At 59.4% G+C, this 11,539-nt stretch carries 12 protein-coding genes, 1 tRNA gene and 1 pseudogene; 4 read left to right on the top strand and 10 right to left on the bottom strand.

The features are described from left to right. Window positions 1-248 precede the first annotated feature (248 nt). The 8 genes from RBB29_RS22130 to trpA all read right to left on the bottom strand — a co-directional run bounded on the left by RBB29_RS22130 (window position 249) and on the right by trpA (window position 7,293). Window positions 249-425, bottom strand: a complete 177-nt coding sequence (locus tag RBB29_RS22130) for a hypothetical protein (RefSeq protein WP_306117094.1) — start codon at window positions 423-425, stop codon at window positions 249-251. 661 nt (window positions 426-1,086) lie between these two features. After that, entirely contained in the window at window positions 1,087-1,461 is a 375-nt protein-coding gene (locus RBB29_RS22125) for a DUF2237 family protein (protein WP_306117095.1), read from the bottom strand. 22 nt (window positions 1,462-1,483) lie between these two features. Next, on the bottom strand, window positions 1,484-2,656 hold the full coding sequence (locus tag RBB29_RS22120) for a serine hydrolase (protein ID WP_306117096.1): 1,173 nt from the start codon (window positions 2,654-2,656) through the stop codon (window positions 1,484-1,486). A 66-nt stretch (window positions 2,657-2,722) separates the two neighbouring features. Further along, the gene (pth, locus tag RBB29_RS22115) at window positions 2,723-3,421 is read right to left on the bottom strand and encodes an aminoacyl-tRNA hydrolase (RefSeq protein ID WP_306117097.1); all 699 of its coding nucleotides are present in this window, start codon (window positions 3,419-3,421) and stop codon (window positions 2,723-2,725) included. A 140-nt stretch (window positions 3,422-3,561) separates the two neighbouring features. Beyond that, window positions 3,562-4,251 carry a 50S ribosomal protein L25/general stress protein Ctc gene (locus RBB29_RS22110; protein WP_306117098.1) on the bottom strand — a complete coding sequence of 230 codons (690 nt, stop codon included), beginning with the start codon at window positions 4,249-4,251 and terminating at the stop codon, window positions 3,562-3,564. Window positions 4,252-4,468: 217 nt separating this feature from the next. Further along, complete coding sequence (locus RBB29_RS22105) at window positions 4,469-5,632, bottom strand: alpha-hydroxy acid oxidase (protein WP_306117099.1); 1,164 nt, start codon at window positions 5,630-5,632, stop codon at window positions 4,469-4,471. A 122-nt stretch (window positions 5,633-5,754) separates the two neighbouring features. Next, a complete protein-coding gene (locus tag RBB29_RS22100) occupies window positions 5,755-6,477 on the bottom strand; it encodes a hypothetical protein (protein WP_306121225.1) in 723 nt (240 codons plus the stop codon). A 24-nt stretch (window positions 6,478-6,501) separates the two neighbouring features. Beyond that, on the bottom strand, window positions 6,502-7,293 hold the full coding sequence (gene trpA, locus RBB29_RS22095) for a tryptophan synthase subunit alpha (RefSeq protein WP_306117101.1): 792 nt from the start codon (window positions 7,291-7,293) through the stop codon (window positions 6,502-6,504). Between the two features lie 179 nt (window positions 7,294-7,472). Between trpA and RBB29_RS22090 the strand changes: the two genes are divergently transcribed. The 4 genes from RBB29_RS22090 to RBB29_RS22075 all read left to right on the top strand — a co-directional run bounded on the left by RBB29_RS22090 (window position 7,473) and on the right by RBB29_RS22075 (window position 10,183). Further along, a complete protein-coding gene (locus tag RBB29_RS22090; RefSeq protein ID WP_306117102.1) occupies window positions 7,473-8,300 on the top strand; it encodes a PhzF family phenazine biosynthesis protein in 828 nt (275 codons plus the stop codon). Window positions 8,301-8,394: 94 nt separating this feature from the next. Further along, a complete protein-coding gene (gene ychF, locus RBB29_RS22085) occupies window positions 8,395-9,492 on the top strand; it encodes a redox-regulated ATPase YchF (RefSeq protein WP_306117103.1) in 1,098 nt (365 codons plus the stop codon). 150 nt (window positions 9,493-9,642) lie between these two features. Continuing rightward, window positions 9,643-9,732, top strand: a tRNA-Ser gene (locus tag RBB29_RS22080). 124 nt (window positions 9,733-9,856) lie between these two features. Then, window positions 9,857-10,183 (top strand): hypothetical protein, encoded by a 327-nt coding sequence (locus RBB29_RS22075; protein ID WP_306117104.1) that lies wholly within the window; start codon window positions 9,857-9,859, stop codon window positions 10,181-10,183. 48 nt (window positions 10,184-10,231) lie between these two features. Here RBB29_RS22075 and RBB29_RS22070 read toward each other — a convergent pair. Both RBB29_RS22070 and RBB29_RS22065 read right to left on the bottom strand, forming a co-directional pair. Continuing rightward, a pseudogene (locus RBB29_RS22070) lies at window positions 10,232-11,281 on the bottom strand (recombinase family protein); the annotation flags it as partial. Continuing rightward, a partial coding sequence (locus tag RBB29_RS22065) for a hypothetical protein (protein ID WP_306117105.1) occupies window positions 11,278-11,539 on the bottom strand: 262 nt, incomplete at its 5' end. The gene RBB29_RS22065 and the pseudogene RBB29_RS22070, both read right to left, overlap by 4 nt.

Genomic DNA, 11,539 nt, shown 5'->3' with positions numbered 1-11,539 from the left:
CCGCATCTGGCGCAACGCCAGCCCGCCCACCCCGTCGCACCAGATGCGGGGCGCGGGTGGCAGCGATCGAGCTCCTGAAGATAGGTGCATGCGCAATCCGCGCGTGCGTCGCAGGTTTTTCGCAGGGGACAAGAAGTTGCCCCCGGACCGATGCGGGGCAGCGCATGACAGTCCGGGGGCTATTCTGAATACCTGGACCGGGGGATGCGTCCGGGCCGGGCATTCGCTGCATATACCTATTTCACTCGTTACTCTTCCAGGTCGGGCAGGTTCCGCCTGTTGGCCTCGCGACGTTGCGCGACCATCACTTTGTAGATCTCCTGGTCCACGGTTTCTTCGATCCCCGGACGCGGATTCCCTTCGATTTCGCGCCACCCGAAAGGTGACACCGCTGGGTTCTGCGGCCCATCAAACATCTCACTCATAAAACAAGTACTCCTGTCAGGATGTCCCACCATCTCCTAACGAACATTCCGGGTTTTTCACCACGCACTACCTTTCCCCGGCTGCAGCCTTCAACCAGGGTTCACTCGTTACCTGCTGCCTGATGGCAGCCACACAAGGCACGGGACAAAAACACAAACCCAGAACCGTTTCGTAGAAGTCGCGGACAGAAAACAAACGCGGGAACAACACTTTCATACCGATACTCTCACGATCACTCGTTACCCTTCCGGAAACAAATTTTCGCATTTGCTTTCTGCCGCTTTCCTTCGATACCTAAATATTGCGCCTAAATTTAAACATTGCCAGTCCCTTTTTGCGGATTGATCTCGAGTGGAGCGGAATCGGCGTTTTTCGAGTGTCGCCGGATGTTCAACAGTTTCGGGTGACGCCACGGAAACAGGGGGAAAATCGGGCAACTGTTTCATCTGAACCCCGCGAAAGTCCTTAATTCAGGATAAATCGGGCGCAGACCGCGCGGATTTCTGGATCGTTCTCAGTTTGGAAAATATCTGTTCAATGCAAGTAATCCCGATTTTCCGGCGGATCGGGAAACCGTTAAGGTTGGAAAAATACAACCCAGAATTTAGTAGTGTTTTTGACGAATCAATCTTGGACTGTTGGGAGCCGCCGCGAAACGAGTCAGGCCGGGGCGTGCTGCTGCAGGATATGCAGCGGAACGATGTCGAGCGCACGCTCATGGGTCGCCTCCAGCCGAACCTGCGGGGCGCAGCCTTCGTCATGGGCCTGGAGAAACCGCGCGGCACAGAGGCACCACTGATCCCCGGGCTTCAATCCTGGAAATCCGAATTCGGGATGGGGGGTGCTGAGGTCGTTGCCGACATACTTGGAGAAGGCCAGAAACTCCGCCGTCATCAGCGCGCAAACCGTATGGCTGCCGCGGTCCTCGCTGCAGGTGTTGCAATGGCCATCGCGAAAGAAGCCCGTCACCGGATCTTTCGAGCACATCTCAAGGACGCCACCCAGGACATTGATCGCCGGTTCTTTGTCAATCATCGCACGTCTCCCCTGTGGCAACCTAGTCCGGTGCAACGGCCAGGGCAATTGCGCGAAACATCGCGACGTTGTCATCGTTGACACCCGGTTCGCGAAAAAGCCGATCGGCGGCGGTGGTGACGATGACGACGCCACGGGGGCGGTCGATGTAAATATACTGGCCATAGATGCCGCGCGCCATGAAGATGCCGTCGGGCGCGCCCTTTGGGATCCACCATTGGTACCCATAGCGGATCTTGCCCGGCGCGGTCGGGGCGCTGGCGGTCGTCGAGGCGGCGACCCAATCCGCCGGCACGATCTGCTGCCCCTGCCATTGCCCTCCTTGCGCGAACATCAGGCCGAAGCGCGCGTAGTCCCGGGTGGTGAGGTTAAGACCGCCAAGGGCGAATGCCACGCCGCGCCCGTCGGTCAGAACATAGGGCGCGGCCTGCAACCCGAGGGGCGCGATGATCTTTTCGGCCAGCAGATCGGGCAGGTCCCGACCGGTCGCCCCGCGGATCACCATGGCCACCACATGCGTGTCGATCGAGACGTATTTCCAGCGATCGCCGGGATCGCTGGCGCGGGCGTCGAGGCCTGCGGCAAAGCCATCCATCGACCCCCCAAGGGCCAGCACGCGGCCCATCTTGTTGATGTCCGAATGGTAGTCCAGGTAATCCTCGTCAAACTGCACGCCACTGGTCATCTGCAGAACCTGCCGGATCGTGACGCCGTCATAGGCGCTGCCGGTCAGGACGGGCGCGTATTTGGTGACCGGGTCATCGAGCGCGCCGATTTTGCCCTCGGCCTGCACAATCCCGAAAAGCGCCGAGACAAAGCTCTTGGCGATGGACCACCCGATGCGCAGGTCCTCCGGCCCGGTGCCCAGGTGATAGCTTTCATGCACGATCTGGCCGTCGTCGAGCACCAGCAGGGAGGTGACCGCGCGTGCTGCGATCCAATCCTCGATCTCGGGCGGCAGGTCCGCCTCCGGCCCCATGGGAAGCGGGCTGACCGGTCCGTCGCCGCGTGGTATCGGGCGGGTCAGGAAAGCCTTGTTCATGTTCGAGAAATTGCTGACGATCTTCTCGGCGGAGAAGAGCGATTGGACCGCCAGAAGGCGGGTGATTTCTTCGCGCTTCCACAGCCCTACGACAAGAGCTGCCAGTGCCAGCGCCAGAACGACGCGCCCAAACCATTTCAGAAGTCGCCGCATGTTCACCTGTCCACCTCGTTCACCAGCAAAACATCCCTGGCCAGCGGGGACAAGCCTTGCTGGTCTTTACCGGAACTTGTCGATCAGGCGCTGCATCGCGCTGCGTGTGTCTTCGGGTTCTGGAGCGGGTCCCGGGACGGGGTCGGGTTTTGCCTTTGATGCGGGTTTTGGTTTGGGGGTCGTGGTGGATGACCGCGCCGGGGCCACGCGCTGTGCAACGGCATTCTGAAACCGGTCATTGGCCCCTTCGGCCAGATGCACCGCGCCATCACTAATCCCGCGAAGCATGTCGTCGAGCCAGTCGACATCTGCCTTGGCGAAGTCCTGCAACACGTAATGCGGCACCAACTCCTTGCGCCCCGGATGGCCCACGCCCAGCCGGATCCGCTGATAGGCGTCACCGATATGCTGATGCACGGAGCGCAGGCCGTTATGGCCCGCATGGCCGCCGCCCTGCTTGACGCGCAGCTTACCGGGGGCGAGGTCGATCTCGTCATGGATCACGGTCACGTCTTCGGGGGCGAGCTTGTAGAACCGCATCGCCTCGCCCACGGATTGACCGCTGAGGTTCATGAAAGTCTCGGGTTTAAGCAGCAGCACCTTTTCTCGGCCCAGCCTGCCTTCGGTGATCTGCCCCTGAAACTTGCTTTTCCACGGGCCAAACCCGTGATCGGCGGCGATCTGCTCCACCGCCATGAAGCCGATATTATGCCGGTTTTTCTGGTATTTGGCGCCCGGATTTCCCAGGCCGACAATCAGTTGCATGATGCGTGGCCTTCTTCATATCGCGCCATGGGTCTACGCGGGCATCGCGGGGGAATCAATCGTTCACGACCAGTGCGCCACGAAAAACGCGGCCCCGATCGGAGCCGCGTCGATTGCTTTCTGACAGAAGCGCCAGAGGATTATTCTTCGCCGCCCTCGGCTGCGTCGCCCTCGGCTGCGTCGCCTTCTTCGTCACCGACGGTTGGCACTTCATCTGCATCTGTCTCATCCTCGTCATCCGAGTCGGATTTCAGAGCCGACGGCGCGGCCGCGTTACAGATCACGAAGTCACGGTCGGTAATGGTCAGCTTGGCGCCGGCCGGGATTTCCACGTCCGAGATGGTGATGGTGTCGCCGATATCTTCCAGCTTGGACAAATCAACGGTCAGCTGCTCGGGGATATCACCCGCGGTCACGATCAGCTCAACCTCGTTCCGGATCACCGTCAGAACACCACCTTTGCGCAGGGCAGGGCAGTCTTCTTCGTTGATGAATTCGACCGGGATGAAGAGGTTGATCTTGGTGGTCCGGCGCAGACGCATCAGGTCCAGGTGCGTGGGCAGGTCTTTGACCACATCGCGCTGCACATCGCGGCAGATCACGCGGACGTCGTCATGGCCGTCAACCTTGAGGTTGAAAAGCGTCGACTTGAAGCGACCAGCTTTCAGCGATTTGAGCAGGACGTTGAACGGTACGTTGATCGGCAACGGATCGGTGTCGCCCCCAAAAACGATCCCCGGAACCATGCCTTCGCGGCGTGCTGCACGAGCGGCGCCCTTGCCCGTCCCCGTGCGTTCCTGGGCGTGAAGATCAGGAATTTCTCCAGCCATGATAATTCTCCAATTGTTAGGGTGGGGCTCCTCCAAGGCTGTAGCCCCACGTGAAGCCGCGCGTATAGACCGGAATTCCGCGGTAGAAAAGGGCTAAAATCGCCGTTTTCGGCCTTTGTAGCAGTTCCAGTTCAAATTGAATCGCTTGTTTGCTGCCTCTCGCTTTGCTCGAACGCGAAAAGCGATGTGAGATGCATCAATGATAACTGGACGTGCTTTATTGCCAGCGGTCCGAGAAATCGCGCGGGATCATCAGGATGTCGCGGTCGACGCTATTGATGTCGCGGTGTCCGCAGAAGGCCATCGACACGTCAAGCTCCTTGTGGATGACCTCCAGCGCCTTGGTCACGCCGGCCTCGCCCATGGCACCCAGGCCATAGACGAAGGCGCGCCCGATATACGTCCCCTTGGCACCCAGGGCCACGGCCTTGAGCACGTCCTGACCCGAGCGGATGCCGCTATCGAGATGCACCTCGATCTTGTCTCCCACGGCATCCATGATCTGCGGCAGCGCGCGGATGGCAGAGAGTGCGCCGTCCAGCTGCCGCCCGCCATGGTTCGACACGATGATCGCGTCGGCACCGACGTTCAGCGCCTCAAGCGCGTCGCGCGGATCAATGATACCCTTCAGGATCAGCGGCCCGTCCCACATCTTGCGGAACTCGCGGATACGATCCCAGTCGAGTGCCTCGTCAAAGGCTTCGGCGGTCCAGGACGAAAGCGAAGACGGATCACTGACGCCCTTGGCGTGGCCGACGATATTGCCGAAGAACCGCCGCTTGGTGCCCAGCATGCCCAAGCCCCATTGCACCTTGGTCATCATGTTGGCGACGGATTTCACGGTCAGTTTCGGCGGGGCAGAGAGGCCGTTTTTGAGGTCCTTGTGACGCTGGCCCAACACCTGCAGATCGACCGTGATGACGGCTGCAGAGCACTTGGCCGCCTTGGCGCGGTCGAAAAGCCGCTGCATGAAATCGTCGTCCTTGAGCGTGTAGACCTGCATCCAGAAGGGCTTGGTGGTGTTTTCGGCAACGTCCTCGATCGAGCAGATCGACATTGTGGAAAGCGTGAAGGGCACGCCGAACTTCTCCGCCGCCCGCGCCGCCTTGATCTCGCCATCAGCGCATTGCATCCCGGTCAACCCCACCGGGGCCAGTGCCACGGGCATCGACACATCCTGCCCGATCATCTGCGTGGCCGTGCTGCGGTTCGACATGTCGACTGCGATGCGCTGTCTCAGGAGTATCTCGCTGAAATCGCTGGTGTTCTCACGAAAGGTCTGCTCGGTCCAGCTGCCGCTTTCGCAATAGTCGTAAAACATCCGCGGCGTACGACGGGCGTAGATGCGTTTCAGATCGTCGATGTTGGTTATGACAGGCATCGGATGACTCGGATGTAAAATTGGTTAGGTTTAGTTACCAATTATTCAACCTCATCGCAACCCACCCGTGGTTGTGGCACATCCGCGCATCCTGCACGCCACCGGAATCGACGTGACCCCCGCTATTCAGATGAAGGTGTTCTGGCCTCCTGATAGGCCATGCTGAGCGCGGTTGCGGCGAGCAGGGTCGAAAAGCAACCCAGCAAAGTCGCGCCGAAAGATAGCACATAGTAGAAAATTCCATCTGCCGCTGTCTGGTAACCGAAGTAAACCGAAACCGAAACATATGCGGCGACACCGACCATGGAGAAGCAGAAAAAGCCGATGAACAATCGCCAAAGCGTTATCCAGAACCGTGCCTTACCCCTGGTGAATGCCGCGCTTAGGCTTGCGTCCGCGTTGATCGACGCCGCCGGAAAAACGGTCCCGAATAGGGCAAGGGCAATGCCATAGAAGGGAAGAGCGATCAGCGCGGACAGCAGGAACCCGATAACGAAAACATCCGGACCCTGGAGTGCGCTTTCCACCACTCCGCGAAGCTGGAAGAAGATCGCCGTTGCGGAGAGGATAAACAATGTTGTTGCCAACAGAAGACGCCACATGAACGGCCAGAGCCTGATGCTGTTCCCGAACTTGCTTCGTTTGGCAATCACCTGATCCCATCCGAAATCGTCGCCGAGCAGGATCATCCTGTGGCAGTAGAAAGCGAGCAGACCCGAGAGCACTATTTTGACACCGACGAAAGACGACCCGAGATCAACTTCGTCGAGGAACGTCGCCAGCGCCGCGAAGGCGAGAAAAATCGAGAAATGGGCGACGAAGGCGCCAAATGCTTGTTTGTACATCTGAATTCCGAGTGCGAGGTAGCGTCAGACGCTATGTGCGCCGTCGGCCAACGTCTTGACGAAGGCGAGGACCTCACCCGCGGATTTGCCATCGGCGATCTGGCTGACGATGGCGCTGCCCACAACTGCGCCGTCGGCGACGGTGGCGATGGCGCGGGATTTTTCCGGCGTATTGATGCCGAAGCCGACGATGACCGGCAGGTCGGTGGCCGATTTGATCCGGGCGACCTCGGGGCCCACGTCGCCTGCTTCGGCCTCGGCCGCGCCGGTGATGCCGGTGATCGAGACGTAGTAGACGAAACCGCTGGTATTCTGCAGCACCTTGGGCAGGCGTTTGTCATCGGTCGTCGGCGTGGCTAGACGGATGAAGTTCAGACCCGCGGCATTCGCGGGAATGCAGAGTTCTTCATCTTCTTCAGGCGGCAGATCAACCACGATCAGACCATCAATCCCCGCCGCCTTGGCATCCGCCAGGAACTGGTCGACGCCGCGGTTGTAGATCGGGTTGTAGTAGCCCATCAGCACAATCGGCGTCGTGTCGTCACTCTTGCGGAACTCGGTCGCCATTTCCAGTGTCCGCTCCAGTGTCATGCCGGCCTCAAGCGCGCGTTGCCCGGCCAGTTGGATCGTGGGGCCATCGGCCATCGGGTCGGTGAAGGGCAGGCCAAGTTCGATCACGTCAACGCCCGCCCCCGGCAGGCCTTTGACGATTTCAAGCGCGGTGTCATAATCCGGGTCGCCCGCCATGACATAAGAGACAAACGCCTTTTTCCCGGCGGCGTTCAGTTCGGCGAATTTGGCGTCGATGCGGCTCATGTGCTTTTCCTGTCTTGTTGCCCCTCCTTTGCGACAGGGGGCGGGGAAAATCAATGCCATCCGGGGATTTTTCGCGGTGCTTTGTATTCACGTCCGGAATGGGGGCACGCACAAATTACAATTTGATCTGTCCGCCGGTGCCGGTCATCTCTGAACCGAGCAAAAGCGGGAGACCTCTCATGAATGTACAGAAACTGGCCTCTTTCACATATCAAGGCGATGGCGGAAATCCGGCGGGCGTGATGATTGGCGAAGAACTGCCCGATCCGGCAGTGATGCAGGATATCGCGGCGGAGGTCGGATTTTCGGAAACCGCCTTTGCCGCACCTAAGGGGGATGGGTTTCGCGTACGCTATTTCGCGCCGTTGGCCGAGGTGCCGTTTTGCGGTCATGCCACCATCGCCTTGGGTGCCGCTTTGGGTGAGGCGTTTGGCGAGGGGCAATATGACCTTGTCCTGAATGATGCAGAGATTTCCGTGACCGCATTTCGCGAGGACGGGCAACCCGGGGCGACGCTGGTGTCGCCCGCGACATCTTCTGAGCCGCTCAATGACGGGATCCTCGGTGATTTCCTGTCGCTCTTTGGATTGCAGCGGTCGGACCTTGATCCGGAAATCGCGCACGCGCTCATCAATGGCGGCGCGCAGCATTTGCTGTTGCCGCTGGCCTCGCATGGGGCGCTGCAGCAGATGAGTTACGATTTCGACGCCGGTGCGAGGCTGATGAAGGCCCATGGGCTGGTGACGATCAACCTCATCTGGCGTGAGACAACCAGCCGGATACACAGCCGGAACGCCTTTGCCAGCCACGGGGTCTATGAGGACCCGGCGACGGGGGCCGCGGCGGCGGCGCTTGCGGGATATCTGCGGGATGCGGGCATTCAGTCCGGACCGTTCGAGGTGTTGCAGGGGGCGGAGATGGGAGCACCTTCGTTGCTGCGGGTTGTGCCGCAGGCGGGCAGGGGCGCCCCGATCGACATTTCAGGCACGACGCGCGCCTTGGCCTGAGAGCCGACAGGCGCCTCCCCTAATTACCTCTCATCGCTTGCGTCCGGACCGGCCTGCCAATAGAAGCGGCGCTGCGTCATCAAAGGGGTGCATCATGGGTTTCAAAATGGGGATCGTTGGCCTGCCGAATGTGGGCAAGTCGACCTTGTTCAACGCGCTGACCAGAACTGCGGCGGCGCAGGCAGCTAATTTTCCGTTCTGCACGATCGAGCCGAATGTCGGTGACGTGGCCGTGCCCGATGCGCGCTTGGATAAACTTGCGGCGATTGCGCAGTCCAAGCAGATCATTCCGACGCGGATGACCTTCGTGGATATCGCCGGCCTGGTGAAGGGCGCGAGCAAGGGCGAGGGCCTGGGCAATCAGTTCCTGGCCAACATTCGCGAGGTCGATGCGATTGCCCACGTCCTGCGCTGTTTCGAGGATGGGGACGTGACCCATGTGGAGGGGCGTGTCGATCCGGTGGCTGACGCCGAGACGATCGAGACCGAGTTGATGCTGGCCGATATGGAAAGCATCGAGAAGCGGTTGCAGAACATCGTGCGCAAGGTGCGCGGGGGCGACAAGGAAGCGGTGCAGCAGGAGCGTCTTATGAAGGCGGCGATGGCGGCGCTTGAAAACGGCCAGCCTGCGCGCAGTGTCGAGGTTGATGACGAGGACCGGAAGGCGTGGAAAGGGCTGCAGCTTCTGACCACGAAACCGATCCTTTACGTATGCAACGTGGATGAGGGCAGCGCCGCCGAGGGCAACGCGTTTTCGGCGAAAGTTGCCGAGATGGCCGCGGAGCAGGGGGCGGCGAGCGTTGTGATCTCGGCCCAGATCGAGGAAGAGATCAGCCAGCTTGACCCCGATGAAGCTGAGATGTTCCTGGAGGAAATGGGGCTTGCCGAGGCCGGGCTGGACCGGCTGATCCGCGCCGGATATGAGCTTTTGCATCTTGAGACCTATTTCACTGTTGGCCCCAAGGAAGCCCGCGCCTGGACGATCCGCGCCGGAACAACCGCGCCCAAGGCCGCGGGTGTGATCCACGGCGATTTTGAAAAGGGGTTCATTCGGGCCGAAACCATCGCCTATGACGATTTCGTCTCACTCGGCGGCGAGCAGGCGGCCAAGGAAGCCGGCAAGATGCGCGCAGAGGGCAAAGCGTACATCGTCAAAGACGGTGACGTGCTGCACTTTCTCTTCAACACCTGACGCGCAGGGGGCAGAGCGCCCCGCCTCCGACGGGCAAGCCCGCCCTCGGCGGGGCGCGCGGGGACGGGACCCCGCGGGCCAGTTGCGAAGGGTGGAAAAAACTGAAATGGGGTCTTGTTCACCTTCGTTTGACCAATTAGACGGGTCAGTGGAGCTGTGGCCGAGTGGTCGAAGGCGCTCCCCTGCTAAGGGAGTAGGCCCGGAAGGGTCTCGTGGGTTCGAATCCCATCGGCTCCGCCATATTACAATCAGGCACGAAATTCCCCCCTAACGCTCTGAACGGAAATGATAATTCCGGGGTTCGAAACCCCAAATTCCGGTCATAGGGCAACCTCTCCGAAAACGTCAGTTTGAGTACGAGTCGTTGCAGCTCGAAGCGACCAGTTTCCCAGAATTTACAAAGGCTTGCGGGAAACTGCATGGCGAGTTCGAACATCTGCTCGAAGGGGGCGCGCGGTTGTCCGACTCGGGCGGCTTTTTCGGTCAGGATCAGTCTTTCCTCATCAAGATCAGAAATCCGCTTTTCATAGGCTTTGATGATGGAAGCGTTCTCCGCTTCAACGAGACGGTCGAGCAGTTTGGCGCTTTGCGTCTCCAGGTCTTTAATCTTGGCAGCGTAGAGAGCGGCATGTTCCTGGGCTTTTTCCATGCGCGCATCCCAGATCGTCGCAAACATCTTCGCTGCGATTGAGACCTTGGTCTCGGACGGGCGCACGGTCTCAAGCAGGTCAGTGAAGTCACCTTCGAGCTGATCGCGCCTGATGGATTTGCGATAGGAGCCGCACTCTTTATTGAAGCACATATAATAAGGGTGCTTCTTTCCGGTCTTGCTCTTCGACCAGCAGGAGGTGAGCGGCTTTTCACAGTCGCCGCAGGTGACAAAGCCACGCAGCGGGAAGTCTTCATTGATATCTTTGCGGGCGGTAACACGTGCCCCTTCCCGGATGCGCTCTTGGATGCGGGTGTAGGGGGAGAACGAGATCAGACCTTCGTGTTTGGCTTCCTGAAGCCTGATGCCCCAGCGCGGCACTTCGATATACCCGGCGTAATGCGGGCGGGTAAGGAGGCGGATCACTTCCTCGTAGCGGACAAAGCCGTTTGGAAAACGGCTGGCAAAAGCAGGCTCACTTTCGAGGAACGACTTCACTTCGCTTTGGGACTGGAAGCGACCGGAGGCAAAACCTTCTAGGGCTTCCTGGATGATGGAGGCGAGAGGTTCATCTCGCACCAGCAGCTTGCCGTGACCTGAGACCTGCTGATAGCGAAATCCTGGCGGCGCGGGGAAACACCAGTAACCGTTCATGGTGCGAGCGCGCATGCGGTTGGTGGTCTGTTCGCGGTTTTTCTGGCGCTGGTGCTGTGAGACCGAGGCCAAGAGATTTTCAATGAGGACGGAGTCCGAGTCCTCCCCGAAGGTGATCGACGGGCTTTCGAGTTTGCCGCCAATATCTTTGAGTGTCCTGCGCAGCGTCCAGTGACTTTCAATATCACGAGCAAAGCGGCTGATATCATCGATGATAACTACCATACCGTCCTGCCTGCTGGCCTTTATGAAAGTGATCAGCTTGTTGAATGAGGGACGATCCATCAGGCCGCCGGAGACACCTTTCTCATGGAAGACCTGGACGACTTCATAGTTCTTGCGCGCGGCATATTCACGGCAGCGCGTGGCCTGGGAGTCGAGGCCGTGGCCTTCTTCGACCTGTTTGGCGGATGACACCCGGCAGTAGATGACGGCCTTAGTCTGACTGCTGTTCTGACCCGCAATGGAAAACTGTTCGACGCTCATGGCTGCTCCTGTTTTTTTTGTGGTTTAGGGGAAGCCACTGTTTCAGGCGCTGTCGTCTCAAGTGTGAGATATCTTAACACATCATCGAAGCCATGGTCAGCGCCGGGCGCGAATTTATCCCCAGGCTTCACGGAAAACCCGAGATCAACAAAGGCGACCATCAACTGCCAGAGCGCAAGAAGTGACCTGAGCCCCTGAATCTCCTCCATTTTTGTGTAGAGTCCGCCCAACAAAAGGACGGACAAATGAAGTCGAGAT

Source organism: Roseovarius sp. MMSF_3359 (assembly GCF_030733385.1).
GTDB lineage: Bacteria > Pseudomonadota > Alphaproteobacteria > Rhodobacterales > Rhodobacteraceae > Roseovarius.
Note: the sequence above shows the minus strand (reverse complement) of the source record. Positions and strands in the feature narration are given on the sequence as shown.